This window comes from Streptomyces sp. NBC_00726 (genome assembly GCF_045161735.1).
In the GTDB taxonomy this organism is placed as follows: domain Bacteria; phylum Actinomycetota; class Actinomycetes; order Streptomycetales; family Streptomycetaceae; genus Streptomyces.
The window spans coordinates 3,938,288-3,955,581 of sequence record NZ_CP108983.1; the positions used below are offsets into that span (position 1 = coordinate 3,938,288).

12 protein-coding genes and 1 pseudogene are annotated in these 17,294 nt (G+C 71.8%); 8 read left to right on the forward strand and 5 right to left on the reverse strand.

The window, feature by feature from the left end; genetic code table 11:
• The first annotated feature begins 1 nt into the window (after nt 1).
• The 3 genes from OG338_RS17675 to recQ all read left to right on the forward strand — a co-directional run bounded on the left by OG338_RS17675 (nt 2) and on the right by recQ (nt 5,440).
• On the forward strand, nt 2-1,609 hold the full coding sequence (locus OG338_RS17675; RefSeq protein ID WP_405938250.1) for an NADH-quinone oxidoreductase subunit M: 1,608 nt from the start codon (nt 2-4) through the stop codon (nt 1,607-1,609).
• A complete protein-coding gene (gene nuoN, locus OG338_RS17680) occupies nt 1,606-3,270 on the forward strand; it encodes an NADH-quinone oxidoreductase subunit NuoN (protein WP_405938251.1) in 1,665 nt (554 codons plus the stop codon). Before OG338_RS17675 ends, nuoN begins: the two co-directional genes overlap by 4 nt.
• A 142-nt stretch (nt 3,271-3,412) precedes the next feature.
• The gene (recQ, locus tag OG338_RS17685) at nt 3,413-5,440 is read left to right on the forward strand and encodes a DNA helicase RecQ (protein ID WP_405938252.1); all 2,028 of its coding nucleotides are present in this window, start codon (nt 3,413-3,415) and stop codon (nt 5,438-5,440) included.
• A 22-nt stretch (nt 5,441-5,462) separates the two neighbouring features.
• Here recQ and OG338_RS17690 read toward each other — a convergent pair whose 3' ends face one another.
• From OG338_RS17690 to OG338_RS17710, 5 genes and pseudogenes are all read right to left on the reverse strand, one after another.
• A complete protein-coding gene (locus tag OG338_RS17690; protein WP_405940454.1) occupies nt 5,463-6,071 on the reverse strand; it encodes a Uma2 family endonuclease in 609 nt (202 codons plus the stop codon).
• 444 nt (nt 6,072-6,515) lie between these two features.
• Nucleotides 6,516-6,965 (reverse strand): annotated as a pseudogene (locus tag OG338_RS17695) (hypothetical protein); the annotation flags it as partial.
• 109 nt (nt 6,966-7,074) lie between these two features.
• Nucleotides 7,075-8,307, reverse strand: a complete 1,233-nt coding sequence (gene fahA, locus OG338_RS17700) for a fumarylacetoacetase (RefSeq protein ID WP_405938253.1) — start codon at nt 8,305-8,307, stop codon at nt 7,075-7,077.
• A 59-nt stretch (nt 8,308-8,366) separates the two neighbouring features.
• The gene (locus OG338_RS17705; protein WP_405938254.1) at nt 8,367-10,361 is read right to left on the reverse strand and encodes a CocE/NonD family hydrolase; all 1,995 of its coding nucleotides are present in this window, start codon (nt 10,359-10,361) and stop codon (nt 8,367-8,369) included.
• Between the two features lie 9 nt (nt 10,362-10,370).
• The gene (locus OG338_RS17710) at nt 10,371-11,870 is read right to left on the reverse strand and encodes a peptide MFS transporter (RefSeq protein ID WP_405938255.1); all 1,500 of its coding nucleotides are present in this window, start codon (nt 11,868-11,870) and stop codon (nt 10,371-10,373) included.
• 156 nt (nt 11,871-12,026) lie between these two features.
• On the opposite strand from OG338_RS17710, the gene OG338_RS17715 reads away from it, so the two are divergent.
• From OG338_RS17715 to OG338_RS17735, 5 genes are all read left to right on the forward strand, one after another.
• Nucleotides 12,027-13,037 (forward strand): polyprenyl synthetase family protein, encoded by a 1,011-nt coding sequence (locus OG338_RS17715; RefSeq protein ID WP_405938256.1) that lies wholly within the window; start codon nt 12,027-12,029, stop codon nt 13,035-13,037.
• Nucleotides 13,038-13,288: 251 nt separating this feature from the next.
• Complete coding sequence (locus OG338_RS17720; protein ID WP_405938257.1) at nt 13,289-14,557, forward strand: LolA family protein; 1,269 nt, start codon at nt 13,289-13,291, stop codon at nt 14,555-14,557.
• Nucleotides 14,558-14,657: 100 nt separating this feature from the next.
• Nucleotides 14,658-15,638, forward strand: a complete 981-nt coding sequence (locus OG338_RS17725) for an ATP-binding cassette domain-containing protein (protein ID WP_405938258.1) — start codon at nt 14,658-14,660, stop codon at nt 15,636-15,638.
• Nucleotides 15,625-16,512 (forward strand): ABC transporter permease, encoded by an 888-nt coding sequence (locus OG338_RS17730; RefSeq protein WP_405938259.1) that lies wholly within the window; start codon nt 15,625-15,627, stop codon nt 16,510-16,512. Before OG338_RS17725 ends, OG338_RS17730 begins: the two co-directional genes overlap by 14 nt.
• A gap of 192 nt (nt 16,513-16,704) precedes the next feature.
• A complete protein-coding gene (locus OG338_RS17735) occupies nt 16,705-17,292 on the forward strand; it encodes a TetR/AcrR family transcriptional regulator (protein ID WP_405938260.1) in 588 nt (195 codons plus the stop codon).
• Nucleotides 17,293-17,294: the final 2 nt, after the last annotated feature.

The following is a 17,294-nucleotide window of genomic DNA, read 5'->3' on the forward strand; positions in this document are numbered from 1 at the left end:
CATGTCCTTTCCCCTCCTGACAGCGACGGCGGCGCTTCCGGCGATCGGCGCGGTGGCCACCGCCGCCGTCCCGGCCGCCCGGCGCACCGCCGCCAAATGGCTGGCGCTGGCCTTCTCACTGGGCACGCTCGTCCTGGCGGGCATCGCGCTCGCCCGCTTCGAGCCCGGCGGCAGCCTCCCCCAGTCTCAACTCGGTTCGACCGGGGGGACCCCCTACCAGCTCACCGAATCGCATGCCTGGATCAAGGACTTCGGCGTCCGCTACGAACTGGGCGTCGACGGCATCGGCATCGCGCTCATGGCGCTCACCGCCCTGCTGATCCCGTTCGTCATCCTGGCCGGCTGGCACGACGCCGACCCCCTGGAGACGAACTCCTCGCGCTGGCGCCCCACTCAGGGCTTCTTCGCCCTGATCCTGATGGTCGAAGCGATGGTGATCCTCTCCTTCGAGGCCACCGACGTCTTCCTCTTCTACATCCTGTTCGAAGCCATGCTCATCCCGATGTACTTCCTCATCGGCGGCTTCGGGGACCGGGCGCACACCGGCAGCGACGAGAACGCGGCGGCCCAGCGCTCGTACGCGGCGGTGAAGTTCCTCCTCTACAACCTGGTCGGCGGCCTCATCATGCTGGCCGCGGTGATCGGCCTGTACGTGGTCGCGGGCTCGTTCTCGCTCTCCGAGATCGCCGAGGCCCGGGCCAACGGCACGTTCTCCATGGCGACCGGCACCGAGCGGTGGCTGTTCCTCGGGTTCTTCTTCGCCTTCGCGGTGAAGGCCCCGCTGTGGCCGCTGCACACCTGGCTGCCCAACGCCATGGGTGAGGCGACCGCCCCGGTCGCCGTGCTGATCACCGCCGTGGTCGACAAGGTCGGCACGTTCGCGATGCTCCGCTTCTGCCTCCAGCTCTTCCCCGAGGCCAGCAAGTGGGCGACGCCGGTGATCCTGGTGCTCGCGCTGATCAGCATCGTGTACGGAGCGCTGCTCGCGGTCGGCCAGCGCGACATCAAGCGGTTGATCGCCTACGCGTCCCTCTCGCACTTCGGCTTCATCATCCTGGGCATCTTCGCGATGACCAGCCAGGGCCAGTCGGGCGCGACGCTGTACATGGTCAACCACGGCATCTCGACGGCCGCGCTGATGCTGGTCGCGGGCTTCCTGATCAGCCGGCGCGGCTCGCGCCTGATCGCCGACTACGGCGGGGTGCAGAAGGTGGCCCCGGTCCTGGCCGGCACCTTCCTGATCGGCGGCCTGGCCACGCTGTCGCTGCCGGGGCTCGCCCCGTTCGTCAGCGAGTTCCTGGTCCTGGTCGGCGCGTTCGCCGCGTATCCGGCGGTCGGCATCATCGCCACCACCGGCATCGTGCTCGCCGCGATCTACGTCCTGGTCCTCTACCAGCGCACCATGACCGGCCCGGTCAAGGCCGAGGTGCAGGGCATGGCGGACCTCAAGGCCCGTGAGCTCGTGGTGGTCGTCCCGCTGATCGCGCTACTGCTCTTCCTCGGTGTCTACCCGAAGCCGCTGACGGACATCGTCAACCCGGCGGTGCGGCACACCATGTCGGACGTACAGAAGAAGGACCCCCAGCCCGAGGTGGAGGCCGCCAAGTGAGCGCAACAGCTGTCCACAGCCTGTGGACGACGGCGGGCGGGGTGACATCCGCCGCACCGGACGAGAAGTTCACGGCCCCGGTCATCGAGTACACCCAGCTGACCCCGGTCCTGATCGTGATCGGCGTCGCCGTCATCGGCGTCCTGGTCGAGGCGTTCGTGCCGCGCCGGGCCCGCTATCACACCCAGGTCTTCCTGACCGTCGTCGCGCTGGTCGCCGCGTTCGCCGCGGTGGTCGGCCTCGCGGCCGGCGGTTACGGGACGACCAAGGCGCACATCGCCGCGATGGGCGCCGTCGCGGTCGACGGACCGGCCCTGTTCCTCCAGGGCGTCATCCTGCTGACGTCCCTGGTGGCGGTCTTCACGTTCGCCGAACGGCGGCTCGACCCCGAGTCGCACGGAAACCGCGTGGACTCCTTCGCGGCGCAGGCCGCGTCGGTGCCCGGCAGCGACAGCGAGAAGGCCGCGGTCCGGGCCGGGTTCACCACCACCGAGGTCTTCCCGCTCGTCCTCTTCTCGGTGGCCGGCATGCTGGTCTTCCCGGCGGCCAACGACCTGCTGACGCTGTTCGTGGCCCTGGAGGTCTTCTCCCTCCCGCTGTATCTCCTGTGCGCCGTCGCCCGCCGCAAGCGGCTGATGTCGCAGGAGTCGGCCGTGAAGTACTTCCTGCTCGGCGCGTTCTCCTCGGCGTTCCTGCTGTTCGGGATCGCCCTCCTCTACGGCTACGCGGGCTCCGTCTCGTACGCCAGGATCGCGACCGTGGTCGACGGCTCGATCCAGAAGATCGACCCGGCGCTCGCCGACACCATGGGCAACGACGCGCTGCTGCTCATCGGCGGCGCGATGATCCTGACCGGCCTGCTCTTCAAGGTCGGCGCCGTCCCGTTCCACATGTGGACCCCGGACGTCTACCAGGGCGCCCCGACCCCGGTCACCGGCTTCATGGCCGCCGCCACCAAGGTCGCCGCGTTCGGCGCGCTGCTGCGCCTGCTGTACGTGGTGCTGCCCGGGCTCACCTGGGATCTGCGGCCGGTCATGTGGGGCGTCGCGATCGTCACGATGGTGGGCGGCGCGGTCGTCGCGATCACGCAGACCGACATCAAGCGGCTGCTGGCCTACTCCTCGATCGCGCACGCCGGGTTCATCCTGGCCGGTGTGATCGCGGCCACCCCCGACGGCATCTCGTCCGTCCTCTTCTACCTCGGCACGTACTCCTTCGTGACGGTCGGCGCCTTCGCCGTGGTCACGCTGGTACGGGACGCGGGCGGCGAGGCGACGCACCTGTCGAAGTGGGCCGGGCTCGGCCGCCGCTCGCCGCTGGTCGCCGCGGTCTTCGCGGTGTTCCTGCTGGCCTTCGCCGGTATCCCGCTGACCTCGGGCTTCTCCGGGAAGTTCGCGGTGTTCAAGGCGGCGGCGGACGGCGGCGCGGGCGGCCTGGTGGTGGTCGGTGTGATCTCCTCGGCGATCGCCGCGTTCTTCTACATCCGGGTCATCGTGCTGATGTTCTTCAGCGAGCCGAAGGCGGACGGCCCCACGGTCGCCGTCCCGTCCCCGCTGACGATGACCACCATCGCGATCGGCGTGGCCGTGACCGTGGTCCTGGGTGTGGCCCCGCAGTACTTCCTGGACCTGGCGGGCCAGGCCGGGACGTTCGCGAGGTAGCCGGAGACGGCCGTACGACGGTGCCGGACGGGCTTGGTCTTCCCTCGGGAAGTCAAGCCCGTCCGGCGTTGTCACAGGCGGCGCCTATCGTGGCAGGGGAGAGCGCTGGGACGCAGCGGGGCCGGTATCGGGGGACAGAGCGATGAGCGGGACGGGCGTGACGGGCATGACCACGGATGTGAGCACGGGCGGGGCCGCCGCCACGGCCGAGAGCGAGGCGCGGCGCACCCTGCACCGCGTCTTCGGTTACGAGACGTTCCGCGGCGAGCAGGAGGCGATCGTCGACCATGTGGTGGCCGGCGGGGACGCCGTCGTGCTCATGCCCACCGGCGGCGGCAAGTCCCTCTGCTACCAGATCCCGGCCCTGGTCCGGCGGGGCACCGGCGTCGTGATCTCCCCGCTGATCGCTCTCATGCAGGACCAGGTCGACGCGCTGCGGGCGCTCGGCGTGCGGGCCGGCTTCATCAACTCCACGCAGGACTTCGACGAGCGCCGCTCGATGGAGGCGCAGTTCGCCGCGGGCGAGCTGGACCTGCTGTATCTGGCCCCGGAACGGCTGCGGCTGGACGCCACGCTGGCGCTGCTGGCCCGGGGCGAGGTCTCCGTCTTCGCCATCGACGAGGCGCACTGCGTCGCCCAGTGGGGCCACGACTTCCGCCCCGACTACCTCGCCCTGTCGGTGCTCGGCGAGCGCTGGCCGGACGTGCCGCGCATCGCCCTGACGGCCACGGCGACGGACGCCACGCACCGAGAGATCACCCAGCGGCTCGGCATGCCCGAAGCCAAGCACTTCGTCGCCAGCTTCGACCGGCCCAACATCCAGTACCGGATCGTGGGCAAGGCCGACCCGAAGAAGCAGCTGCTCGCCTTCCTCAAGGAGGAGCACGCCGGGGACGCGGGCATCGTCTACTGCCTCTCCCGCGCGTCCACGGAGAAGACCGCCGAATTCCTCTGCCGCAACGGCATCGAGGCCGTCCCGTACCACGCGGGGCTCGACGCGGGGACGCGCGCGGCGCACCAGTCCCGCTTCCTGCGCGAGGAGGGCCTGGTCGTCGTCGCGACGATCGCCTTCGGCATGGGCATCGACAAGCCGGACGTCCGCTTCGTCGCCCACCTGGACCTCCCGAAGTCCGTCGAGGGCTACTACCAGGAGACCGGCCGGGCCGGCCGCGACGGGGCCCCGTCGACGGCGTGGATGGCGTACGGCCTCCAGGACGTCGTCCAGCAGCGCAAGCTCATCCAGGGCGGCGAGGGCGACGAAGCCTTCCGCCGCCGGGCCGCCGCGCACCTGGACTCGATGCTCGCCCTGTGCGAGACGGCCCAGTGCCGCCGCGCCCAGCTCCTCACGTACTTCGGCCAGGAGCCGGCGACCACCTCCTGCGGCAACTGCGACACCTGCCTCACCCCGCCGGAGACCTGGGACGGCACGGTGTCCGCCCAGAAGCTGCTGTCCACGGTGGTACGGCTGAAGCGGGAGCGCGGCCAGAAGTTCGGCGCGGGCCAGATCATCGACATCCTGCTCGGCCGCCGCACGGCCAAGGTCATCCAGTTCGACCACGATCAGCTGTCGGTCTTCGGCATCGGCGAGGACCTGGCCGAGGCGGAGTGGCGCGGCGTGGTCCGCCAGCTCCTGGCCCAGGGCCTGATCGCCGTCGAGGGCGAGTACGGCACGCTGGTCCTCACAGAGGCGAGCGGCGCGGTCCTGGGCCGCGAGCGCGAGGTCCAGCTCCGCAAGGAGCCGAAGAAGCCGACGGCCTCCCGCTCCTCGTCCGCCCGCGGCGAGCGCAAGCCGAAGGCGGCGGCCGCCGCCGACCTCCCCGAGACGGCCGTCCCCGTCTTCGAGGCCCTGCGCGCCTGGCGCTCCGCCCAGGCCAAGGAACTGGGCCTCCCCGCCTACGTGATCTTCCACGACGCCACCCTCCGCGAGATCGCCACCCTCCGCCCGACGACCCTGGGCGAGCTGGGCGGCATCAGCGGCCTGGGCGAGAAGAAGCTCGCGACGTACGGCGAGGGCGTCCTGGAGGTCCTGGCCGGCCTCGCCCCGGAAGAGCCCCCGACGGCGGTCGCGGAGCCCTCGGCCCCGGCCGCCCCGTCCCGGAAGCCGGTGCCCTCCGCCCCGCACGACGAAGCCGAATTCGGCTGGGACGAGGAGCCCCCGGAGTACGAGTGAGCGGGGCCGGCCGCGGCGGACCCTATCGCGGGTCCGCCGCCCGGCGGCGCGGCGTGATGGCGCTGAGGTCGAGGTCGACCGGGAAGGGGACGGACACCTTCATCCGGTCGTGGAAGATCCCCGTCGAGGTGTAGGCGCCGGTGGCGGGCTCCAGCTCGAAGACGTAGACCACGGCACGGCCGTCGTGGTTCTCCACCCGCCAGAAGTGCGGAATTTTCGCCCGCGCGTACTTCACCGGCTTGGTTTCCCGGTCCCGCGACCGCGACTCCGGCGACACGACCTCGATGGCCAGCTGGACGGATTCGGCGGGGAAGCGGGTCTGGCTCGGGTCCTGGATGACCTCGCCGTCCACCACGATCACGTCGGGTTCGGGCCGGTTGTAGCGGTCGATGTCGATCGTGAACTCACGCACGACCTCCAGGTCGGGCGGTGCCAGTGATTGCAGCTGCCACTCGAAGAAGCTGACCGCCCGAGAATGGAACAGGCTCTGCGGACTCACGAAAACAAGGCTCCCGTCGATCAGCTCCGTATGCGGAGGCAGATTCGGGAGTGTGTCCAGGTCATCGGCGGTCCAGCCGCCCTCGGGCGGGACCGCCCACCGCGGCTCGGGGGCCTCGGGTTCGATGCTCATCAGTGCTCCCATGGACGGAGTCTCGCGGGAGTCTTCAGCGTATCCGCCGGGAACCGGAAGCGGTTCCCCTGAACGTGTGAACGAATCACGCGCCCTTGACCGCCACGCCCCGCCCCGCATAGGCCCGCACATCCGCGTCCGGGTCCGCGACCGCCCCCGCCAACGCCTCCCGGGCCCCGGCGCATCCCGGTGACGCAGCAGCGCCAGCACCGCCGCCTTGCGGACGTCCGCGTTCGCGTCGGTCAGCGCGGCGGCCAGCGGGGCCACCGCGGCGGCCGGTGAAGCCGAGGTCAGCCCCCTCGCCGCGCCCGCGCGGACCTGCCAGGCGGGGTTCGTCAGGTCGGCGGCCGCGCGGTCGGCGTACGGCTCCGGGCAGCCCGTCTCCGCCAGTGCGCCCAGGGCCGCCGCGCGGACCAGCGCGTCCGAGTCGTCCAGGAGCGGGGCGAGCGGGGCCGGGGCGGGGGAGTGGACGGCGGCCAGGCCCTTCGCCACCGCGACGCGGACCTCGCGGGCCGGGTCGTCCGCCGCGCGGGAAAGGCCCGCCACGGCGTCCACCGAGACCAGCGCCCGCACGGTCTCCACCCGGACGCCGGGGTCCGGGTCGCCCAGCGTGTCCGCGTACAGCTCCGCGTCGCCCAGCCGCAGTGCCCGCAGGGTGTCCAGGGCGGCGGCGCGGACCACCGCGTCGGCCGAGGAGAGCGCGGTGGCCAGCGGGGTGCGGAGCTCCGGGGACGGGGGCAGGACCTCCACCAGTTCGCGCAGGGACGCCGCGACGGCCGCGCGCACGGCGGGCGGCGGCGACGGGCACGGTGTGCTCGCGGGTGCGTTCGGCCGGCATGCGGTGGACCATACCGACGGGGTACGGGAGTTGGTGTTGCCGCAGTGTTGCGCCATCAAGGGGGCCCGGCGGAACGGCCCTGACCTGCGAGGACGGGACCGGCCGGGGTGAGATCCGCCACCCGCCGGTCCGGGATGCGGACCGTCCCCGCCCGGTCCGCCGCGCTCACTCCGCGGGCACGACCCGCCCCGAGACCTCGCCCAGCCCCACCCGCGTGCCGTCCGGCCCCGGTGCCCACGCGGTGATCGTCACCGTGTCGCCGTCCTCCAGGAACGTGCGCTTGCCCTCGGGCAGTTCCAGCGGGTCGCGGCCGTTCCAGGTCAGCTCCAGGAGGCAGCCGCGCTGGGACGGCTCGGGGCCGCTGACGGTGCCGGAGCCGAAGAGGTCGCCGGTGCGCAGCGATGCGCCGTTGACCGTCATCTGGGCGAGCTGCTGGGCGGCCGTCCAGTACATCGTGGAGAACGGCGGCTCCGCGACGACGTGCCCGTTGACCGCGACGGAGATCCGCAGGTCGTAGCCGCCGGGCTCGTCCTCGTCGGCGTCCTCCAGATAGGGGAGCAGGGGGAGGTCGCGGGCGGGTGGGGCGGTGCGGGCGGCGTCCAGGGCCTCCAGCGGGGTGACCCAGGCGGAGACGGAGGTCGCGAAGGACTTGCCGAGGAACGGGCCGAGCGGGACGTACTCCCATGCCTGGATGTCGCGCGCCGACCAGTCGTTGAGCAGCGAGAGCCCGAAGACGTGGTCGCGGAAGTCCGTGAGGGCGACGGGTTCGCCCTGCGCGGACGGGGTGCCGACGACGAAGCCGACCTCCGCCTCGATGTCCAGCCTCACGGACGGACCGAAGACGGGTGCCGGGTCGGCCGGGCCCTTGCGCTGGCCGGCCGGGCGGACCACATCGGTGCCGGAGACCACGACGGTCCCGGCGCGGCCGTGGTAACCGATCGGCAGGTGCTTCCAGTTGGGCGTGAGCGGCGCGTCCGCGTCGGGCCGGAAGATCTGGCCCACGTTGGTGGCGTGGTGCTCGCTCGCGTAGAAGTCGACGTAGTCCGCGACCTGGTAGGGCAGATGCAGCGTGACCGCGTCCAGCGGGTGCAGCAGCGGTTCCATGTCCGCGCGGTGCGCGGGCACCGTGACCCATGCGGTGAGCGCCCGGCGCACATCGCGCCAGGCGGTGCGCCCGGCCGCGAGCAGGGCCATCAGGTCGGGCTGGGCCAGGAGTTGGGCGTACGGCGAACCGAGCGCGAGCGCGGCGGCCCCGGCGTCCAGGACGTGGCCGCCGATGCGGACGCCGACGCGCCGCTCGCCCGGGCGGTCGGGGGTGGAGAACACGCCGTACGGCAGGTTGTGCGGGCCGAAGGGGTCGCCCTCGGGCACATCGAGCGGACTGCTCTGCTCGGGCATCGTTCGCTGCCTCGCTTTCCGGGTCGCTTGGGGTCAACGTTACGACCTCACCCGCGAGGTCACCCGGAAGTCCGCGGGATGCTCTTCTCCCAGGTCCGGTGGAAGACGACCTCGCCGCCCTCGGTGCAGACGACCTCGTTGGCGGTGTGGAAGTCGTCCGCGTCGGCGGTGATCTCGGAGCGGGTGTCGATCTGCACGTCCCAGGACATCTCCGGCCGGTGCAGCCGGATCGTCCAGTCGGACCGGGTCCGCGCGGAGAGCGGGTCGCCTTCCTGGATGGTGTACGTCTCCATCGCGTTCTCGGTGAATTCGAGCCCGTCCGGGTAGACCCGCGTGCCGCCGTAGCGGGGGTCCACCTCCAGCCGCCACTCGCCCTTGGCGACATCGCGGACGACGAGCCGTTCGGGGCGCGGCTCGTCCAGCGTCTCCGGGTAGGACACGCCGAGCGGTTCGGACTGCTCGGGCTCCTCGAAGCGGATGGCGGGGTCCTCGGTGTGCCGCCGCACCGGGAGCTCGACCAGGCTGCCGTCCGCCTCCAGGGTGAAGCCCGCCGAGCCCGCCTGCGGCCAGATCCAGGGCCAGTACGAGGAGGAGACGGCGAGCCGGATGCGGTGGCCGGGCGGGAAGGTGTGGCCGATGCCGTTCAGCTCGAAGGTGACGTCCTCGGTGGCGCCGGGCGGCCAGTCCTCGGTGCGGTCGCGGCCGCCCCGGGCGGCGAGGTTGAGCGCGCCGCGCGTGACGAGGGTGGAGGAGCCGTCGGGGGCGACGTCGCAGAGCCGGGCGACGGCCTGGCCGCGCGGGGCGTCCATCGTGAGGCGCAGGCTCACCCGGGGGCGGCCCAGGATCTCGATCGGCGCGTCGGCCACCGGGAATTCGAAGCAGAGCGATTTGGCGTCCTCGTCGCGCTGGTCCGGCGGCAGGTCGGCGTCGTTGCCGAAGGGGAAGAACCGTCCGGCGTCCAGCCCGGTCTGCTGCGGCGAGCGGACGATCTGCGGCCCGCCCTGGAGGGCGTACGCGACCGGCGTGACGTTCTCCGAAGGCCAGCTGGTCTCGCCGACCCAGCGTCCCGGCAGCGTCTCGTACACCGTGGCGGGCGGGTGCGACTCGCTGATCCAGGACCTCAGCAGCGGCTCCGCCATCACCCCGGTGTCCTCGTCCTTCAAGTGCTGGTCCCACCAGCGCAGGGTTTCCTGGAGGAAGCCGATGCCCGGTCCGGGCGGCAGCCCCCGGTCGGGGTACTGGTGCGACCAGGGGCCGATGATCCCGCGCACCTTCGCCGGGTCCAGGTGCTCGACCAGCCGGAGGACGGTGTCCCGGTACGGGTCGTGCCAGCCGCCGACCGCGAGGACGTTCGCCCGGATCGCCGAGTAGTCCTCGCAGACGCTGCCGTGCTTCCAGTAGGCGTCCCGGGTCTGGTGGGACAGCCAGGTGTGGATGAAGGGGTCCACCGCCTCCAGCCGGTCCAGCCACATCTGCCGCCAGTCGTCGCCGACGTCCGCCGGGTCGGGCGGCCGGCAGACGAAGGCCAGCATGGTCGCCGCCCAGGCGTGCATGTCCACGGCGAGGACCGAGCCGCCCATGTAGTGGACGTCGTTGTCGTAGCGGTCGTCCGCCGAGCACACGGTGACGATCGCCTTCAGCGGCTCCGGGGCCAGCGCGGCGATCTGGAGCGAGTTGAAGCCGCCCCAGGAGATCCCGAACATGCCGACCCGGCCCGTGCACCACTCCTGCCGCGCCAGCCAGTGGACGACCTCCACCCCGTCGGCCAGCTCCGTCGCGTCGTACTCGTCGCCCGGCATGCCCTCGCTGTTGCCGTGCCCGCGTACGTCGACCCGGACGGAGGCGTAGCCGTGTCCGGCGTACCAGGGATGGCGCTGCCAGTCGCGCGGCGCGGTCCAGTCGCTCAGCCGGTACGGCAGGTACTCCAGCAGCGCGGGCACGGGTTCGTCCGTGACCGGCCGCCAGATCCGCGCGTACAGCTGGGTGCCGTCCGCGAGCGGGATATAGAGGTCCTCGTGGGTCGTCTCGTACGGGAACGCGGTCTGGATGTGCATGGGCGTACCTCAGTGGACGGGGTGCATCGTGCGCCTGAGCCAGGGTGCGGCGGCGATGACGGCCACACCGGCCACCACCGCGACGGCGCCGTTGACACCGAAGTAGGCGGGGTTGGACACCTCGCCGTACAGCTTCACGATCTGGGCCTGGATGCCGTTGGCGAGGGCCAGCGAGAGGAACCAGAGGGCCATGGTCTGGCTGGCGAACGCCTTCGGGGCGAGCTTGGTCGTCGCCGACATGCCGGAGGTCTCCAGCAGGATGTCGCCGAGCCCGAGCAGCAGATAGGAGCCGACGATCCACCAGGCGGCCATTTTGTACGTGTCGCCGGTGTGCCCGGAGGTGGGCAGGACCATCAGCAGGAACGAGAGACCGCCGAGGATCACCCCGATCGCGATCTTGTTGGACGCGTGCGGCTGGCGCGGCCCCATCCGCGCCCAGACGGCCGCGACCACCGGGGCGAGCAGCACCTCGAAGGCGCCGAGCGCGGAGGCGTACCAGCTCGCCGGGAAGTGGAAGCCGAAGATCTCCGTACGGGCGTTGGTCGACGCGAGCAGCATCATCGTCGAGTACGCCTGGAAGAGGATGAAGTTGAACACCACGGACGCCAGGAACAGCACCACGTACGGGCGCAGCCTGCCGCGCTCGTCGGCGGTGACCCGGGGGCTGCGGAACATCACCACGAAGTAGACGACGGGCGCGATCACCGAGATCAGGGTGAGCAGGTCCACGAACCGGTCCATGGTCAGCCACCCGGCGAGGGCCAGCGCGGTCGCGACCACCGCCACCACCACCGCGCCGACGGCGATGAGCAGGACCGCCCGGCGCATGGGCCCGGGGGCCAGCGCGTATTCGGCGGCGTGCTTTCGCCCGGCCAGGTGACGGCGGCCCGCCACGTACTGGATGAGGCCCAGCGTCATGCCGAAGGCGGCGGCCGAGAAGCCCCAGTGCCAGCTGGCGTGGTCGCCGAGCCAGCCGGTGATCAGCGGACCGAGGAACGCGCCGATGTTGATGCCCATGTAGTAAAGGGCGAAGCCCGCGTCCCGGCGCTCGTCGTCCGTGCGGTAGAGCTTGCCGACCATCGTCGCCACATTGGGCTTCAGCAGCCCCGTACCGGCGCTGATCAGACCGAGGCCGACCCAGGTCATCGCGTCGGTGGGCACCGCCATGGCGTAATGCCCGCAGGCGATCAGGATGCCGCCGTACAGCACCGCCCGGTACGAGCCGAGGATGCGGTCGGCCAGCCAGCCGCCCGCCACGGACACCAGATAGACGAGCGTGCCGTACGCGGCGGAGACGGAGGCGGCCGTCCCGGCCTCCATGCCCATGCCGCCGTCGGCGACCGTGTCCGCGAAGTAGAGGACCAGGATCGCCTGCATGCCGAGGAACGAGAACCGCTCCCAGACCTCCAGGCCGGACAGGGTCATCAGACCCCGGGGCTGGCCGAAAAAGGCGTGGTCGTCGGCCGGGGGTGGCTGCGCCGGTTCGGTGTCTGCTGCTGTGGGGGACAAAGCGGCAACTCCTGATCGTATGAGCTGATCCCGAACATACCGGCGGTGGCGGGAAGGCGCCCACGGTGATCCAAAGGGGACCGGATACGCTGACTTGAGTGGTGACAACGACACATCGACATTCCGTGTGATCGTCAGCAGACAGGAGATCCCCTCGTGACCGTCGTCGGGCCGTTCGGACTGAGCGTGCGGGACCAGGCTCTTGAAGCCGGTGTCCAGGCCGGTTTGGCTGCTGTCGAGTCGGGCCTGCTCGATGCCACCAAGAGCGACGTCCCCTTCATCACGGAAGCCGCCCAGCACCTGGTGCGCGCGGGCGGCAAGCGGTTCCGGCCGCTGCTCGCGATGCTGGCCGCCCAGTTCGGCGACGCCGACGCGCCGGGCGTGGTGCCCGCGGCCGTCGTGGTCGAGCTGACCCACCTGGCGACGCTGTACCACGACGACGTCATGGACGAGGCCGATGTACGGCGCGGGGTCGACAGCGCCAATTCCCGCTGGGGCAACTCCGTCGCCGTGCTGACCGGCGACTTCCTCTTCGCCCGCGCCTCGCACATCCTGGCCGACCTCGGCCCGGAGGCCGTCCGCATCCAGGCGGAGGCGTTCGAGCGCCTGGTCACCGGCCAGATCCTGGAGACCGCCGGCCCGCGCGACGGCCGCGACCCGGTCGACCACTACCTCGAAGTGATGCGCGGCAAGACCGGCTCCCTGATCGCCGTCGCCTGCCGCTTCGGCGCGCTGATGTCCGGCGCCGACGACTCTGCGGTGGACATCCTCACCCAGTACGGTGAACGGCTCGGCGTGGCCTTCCAGCTCGCCGACGACGTCCTGGACATCGCGTCGGACTCCCACGAGTCCGGCAAGACCCCCGGCACGGACCTCCTGGAGGGCATCCCGACCCTCCCCGTCCTCCACCTCAGGGCGCAGGCCGCGGCGGACGGCAAGCCGGACGACCTGGCCCTCGTGGAACTGCTCGACGGGGACCTCGGGGACCCGGACCGGCTCGCCGAGGCGCTGCGTCTGCTGCGCGCCCACCCGGCGCTGGCACAGGCCCGCCGCGACACCGTGCGGTACGCGCAGGAGGCGCGGGCCACGCTGAAGCCGCTGCCGGAGTGTTACGCGAAGCTCGCCCTGGAAGAGATGTGCGACGCGGTGGTCCACCGCGCGGGCTGACGGGCCGCAGGGCCTGTGAGGGCCGGGGTGAGGGCCGGGTGAGGGCCCAACCCCTACTGGACGGCGGAGAAATGGCCCTCCATCGTCATACCGAAGAGGTACGCGAGGTTGCTCCCGGGGGCTGACGCTTCGGGCCGCCCGATTTGGTCAGATGGAGAACAACCACTCCTGACCAAAACGGGTGAGAATGGCGGCACGGAGTGGACGAGTGCATCCCGACGGAAGCCGCCGACCACGGAGGTAGGGCACACATGGCACCGAACGACAGCGCGGAGACCAACGGCACGGCCGCCCGGAGGCCCGCCGGCCGCCGCAGGGCCGCGCGTTACATCGTCCCCGTCGCGGTGGCGGGGGTGGCGGCCGCGACGATCGGCCTGGTCCCCGCGCTCGCCAGCTCGGGCGACCCCGATCTGCCGAAGATCACCGCGCAGGAACTCATCGAGAAGATCGCCGCGTCGGACACCGAGCAGTTCTCCGGCACGGTGAAGATCAGCACCGACCTGGGCATCCCGTCCATGGGCGGCCTGGCCGGCTCCTTCCTGTCCGGCGCGGCCGGGGGCGGCGACGGCGGCAAGGGCGGATCGAGCGCCGACCCGCAGAGCAAGCTCACCGAGCTGGCCTCCGGTACGCACACCCTCCGGGTGGCCGCCGACGGCCCCGACAGGCAGCGCCTGTCCGTCCTGGACCAGGCGTCCGAGTACAGCCTCATCCACAACGGCGACGAGGTCTGGGCCTACGACAGCGGCTCCAACGAGGTCTACCACGCGGACGGCAAGGGCAAGGCGCCGCACGGCAAGGCGCCGCACGGCAAGGCGCCGCACGGCAAGGAGCAGGCCGCCCCCGAGGGCGTCCCGACCACGCCGAAGGCGCTCGCCGAGGAGGCGCTGAAGGCCGCCGACGGCACCACGTCCGTCACGGTCGACGGCACCGCGCGGGTCGCCGGGCGCGACGCGTACCGCCTGGTCCTGAAGCCCGAGCAGAAGGGCTCCACGGTCGGGTCCGTCACCGTCGCGGTGGACGCGGAGAACGGCGTGCCGCTGAAGTTCACGCTTCAGCCCAGCAGCGGCGGCAAGGCGGTCGTGGACGCCGGTTTCACCTCCGTCGACTTCGGGAAGCCCGCCGCGTCCTCGTTCGACTTCACCCCGCCCAAGGGCGCGAAGGTCACCGAGGCCGACGACGCCGAGGCCAAGGCCAAGGCCCACGAGAAGCCGCGGGGCGACCTGGGCAAGCTCAAGGACGCGGAGGGCGTCGGCGCGCCGACGATCATCGGCAAGGGCTGGAACAGCATCGCCGAGTTCAAGACCCCCGGCGGCGCGGCCCTGCCGTCCAAGGCGTCGAAGGACGTTCCGGCCGAGGCCCAGCAGTTCCTGGACGCGCTCGGCGACAAGGTCACCGGCAAGTTCGGCTCGGGCACGGTCTTCAAGACCCGCCTGATCAACGCGCTGATGACGGACGACGGCCGCGTCTACGTGGGCGCGGTCACCAAGGACGCGCTGGTCGCCGCGGCGAACGCGGGCTGACGCGCGAGCGCGGCCGAGCCGCGAGGTTCCTTCGCCCGCCCCGCCGTGCGTGCCGCGCGCGGCGGGGCGGGCGCGACCGTACGACCAGTGGGGAGCACGCATGGCAGGGCCCGACGCCACGCCCATCGGGCGGCCCGGGGCGCCCGGCGCCGCGCCCGTCATCGAGACGCGCGGTCTGACCAAGCGCTACCGGGGCGGGCAGCTCGCCGTGGACGGGCTGGACCTCACCGTCCCCGGCGGCAGCGTCTTCGGCTTCCTCGGGCCCAACGGCTCCGGCAAGACCACCACGATCCGGATGCTCATGGGCCTGATCGCCCCGACCTCCGGCACCGCGAGCGTCCTCGGCCGCCCCATGCCGGAGGCTGCGCGCACCGTGCTCCCCGAGGTCGGCGCGCTGATCGAGGGGCCCGCGCTGTACGGGTTCCTGAGCGGCCGGGACAATCTCCTCCGGTTCGACCGGGCCGACCCCACCGCCGACCCGCGCACCCGCGCCGCCCGGGTCGGCGAGGCGCTGGAGCGGGTCGGGCTCGCCCCGGCGGCCGGCAAGAAGGCGCGCGCGTACTCGCTGGGCATGAAGCAGCGCCTCGGCCTCGCCGCCGCCCTGCTCCGGCCGCGTCGGCTCCTCGTCCTGGACGAGCCGACCAACGGCCTGGACCCGCAGGGCATGCGCGAGATCCGCTCCCTGGTCCGGGAGCTGGCGGCGGACGGCACCACGGTGTTCCTGTCCTCCCATCTCCTGGACGAGATCGAGCAGGTCTGCACACACGCGGCGGTGATGGCCCGGGGCCGCCTGCTGACCCAGGGCCCGGTCGCGGGCCTGGCCGCGGGCGGCCGCCTGGCGGTGACCACGCCGGACCCGGCGGACGCGGCGCGGGTGCTGAAGGAGCGGGGCGTCACGGGCATCACGGTGGACGGCGACCGGGTCCGCGCCGACGCCCCGCCGGGCACGGTGGACGCGGCCGAGCTCAACGCGGCGCTGGTCCGGGCGGGCGTCCGGGTGCGCGCGTTCGGCGTGGAACGGGCTTCGCTGGAGGACGCGTTCGTGGCCCTGACGGGAGAGGGATTCGATGTCACGAGCTGAAACCGCGCCGGAGACCCTGTCCGCAGGGCGCAACCCTCTCTGGACCCTCGGCATCCTCCGCTCCGAGTTCGCCACCACCCTGCGCCGCCGGCGCACCCTCGCGCTGCTCGGTGTGCTGGCCGCCGTCCCCGTCCTGATCGGGATCGCCGTGCGCATCGAGACGGCGGACGGCTCATCGGCGGGGGCCGGGGGAGGGGACGGCGGGCCCGCGTTCCTGTCCCAGGTGACGAACAACGGGCTCTTCCTGGTCTTCGCCGCGCTCGCCGCGACGCTCCCCGTCTTCCTGCCGATGGCGGTCGGCGTCATCGCGGGCGACGCGGTCGCGGGCGAGGCGAATGCGGGGACCCTGCGTTATCTGCTGGTCGCCCCGGCCGGCCGGACCCGGCTGCTGCTCGCGAAGTACGCGGCGACGCTCGGCTTCTGCCTGGTCGCGACGCTCGTCGTGGCCGCGTCGGCGCTGGCGGTGGGCGCGCTGCTGTTCCCGGTGGGCGAGGTCACGACGATCTCGGGGACGACGATCGGCTTCGGCGAGGGCCTGGTACGGGCAGGGGTCGTCGCGGTCTTCGTGGCGGCGTCCCTGACCGGCTTCGCGGCGCTCGGACTGTTCGTCTCGACGCTCACGAACAGTGGCATCGGGGCCATGGCGGCGACGGTCGGAGTGCTGATCACCGTCCAGATCGTGGACACCATTCCCCAGCTGAGCGGGGTGCACCCCTATCTCTTCCCGCACTACTGGCTGTCCTTCGCGGACCTGCTGCGGGAGCCCGTCTACTGGGACGAGCTGCTGAAGAACCTGGAACTTCAGGGGCTGTACGTGGCGGTGTTCGGCTCTGCGGCCTGGGCCCGGTTCACCACGAAGGACATCACCGCCTGACCGGGACACGTGCCCGCACCGTCGGCCGGCGAGCCGTCCCCCGATCGGCTCGTCGCGGCACGAACGGCACGAACGGCGCGGAAACAGAAGGAACGAGCCGACACGGTACGTTCCGTTTCCGCCAGAGCATTGTTCGACTTGTAGCGACGCACTGTCAATAACGTTTGGCTCAAACAGACCTATGCTCACCGAATGAACACATCGCCGAGTTCACTGCGCAGGAGCGAGAGCTCACGCAGGGCGACCCTGCAAGCCGCCCTCGACCTGTGTACGGAGAGGGGCTACGGGCGGGTCACGGTCGAGGCGATCGCGGCGCGGGCGGGCGTGAGCAAGAAGACGATCTACCGCTGGTGGCCGTCGAAAAGCGCGGTCCTGCTGGAAGCCTTTACGGAGATGCTGGTGTCGGCGACTCCGTTCGTGGACACCGGGGACATCGCGAAGGATCTGCGTACCCACCTCACGGGCGCGGTGAACGTCCTCGCCGTACCCCCCTTCGGCCCGGCCTACGCGGGCATCCTTTCGGAGCTCCACCACGACGACCAACTGGCTGAAACAGTTCGCACACAGCTCATCGACCCCCGCTTCCAGGAGGCGGTCGGCCGGCTGCGGAGCGCCCGGGACCGGGGCCAGATCCCGCCGGACGCGGACCTGGACCTCGCGGTGGAGATGCTTTACGGCCCGCTGTACTACCGCCATGTGCTGCGCAAGCCGATGCAGGACGCGGAGGACGTGGCGAAGCTGGTGGACCATGTGCTGCGGGCGCTGGGCGCGACCCTGTAGGG

What these genes read in the sequence shown, in the direction of transcription:
- OG338_RS17675 (WP_405938250.1), top strand. Translation starts at nt 2, where the DNA reads ATGTCCTTTCCCCTCCTGACAGCGACGGCGGCGCTTCCGGCGATCGGC.
- recQ (WP_405938252.1), top strand. Translation starts at nt 3,413, where the DNA reads ATGAGCGGGACGGGCGTGACGGGCATGACCACGGATGTGAGCACGGGC.
- OG338_RS17690 (WP_405940454.1), bottom strand. Translation starts at nt 6,071, where the DNA reads ATGAGCATCGAACCCGAGGCCCCCGAGCCGCGGTGGGCGGTCCCGCCC.
- fahA (WP_405938253.1), bottom strand. Translation starts at nt 8,307, where the DNA reads ATGCCCGAGCAGAGCAGTCCGCTCGATGTGCCCGAGGGCGACCCCTTC.
- OG338_RS17705 (WP_405938254.1), bottom strand. Translation starts at nt 10,361, where the DNA reads ATGCACATCCAGACCGCGTTCCCGTACGAGACGACCCACGAGGACCTC.
- OG338_RS17720 (WP_405938257.1), top strand. Translation starts at nt 13,289, where the DNA reads ATGGCACCGAACGACAGCGCGGAGACCAACGGCACGGCCGCCCGGAGG.
- OG338_RS17725 (WP_405938258.1), top strand. Translation starts at nt 14,658, where the DNA reads ATGGCAGGGCCCGACGCCACGCCCATCGGGCGGCCCGGGGCGCCCGGC.
- OG338_RS17730 (WP_405938259.1), top strand. Translation starts at nt 15,625, where the DNA reads ATGTCACGAGCTGAAACCGCGCCGGAGACCCTGTCCGCAGGGCGCAAC.
- OG338_RS17735 (WP_405938260.1), top strand. Translation starts at nt 16,705, where the DNA reads ATGAACACATCGCCGAGTTCACTGCGCAGGAGCGAGAGCTCACGCAGG.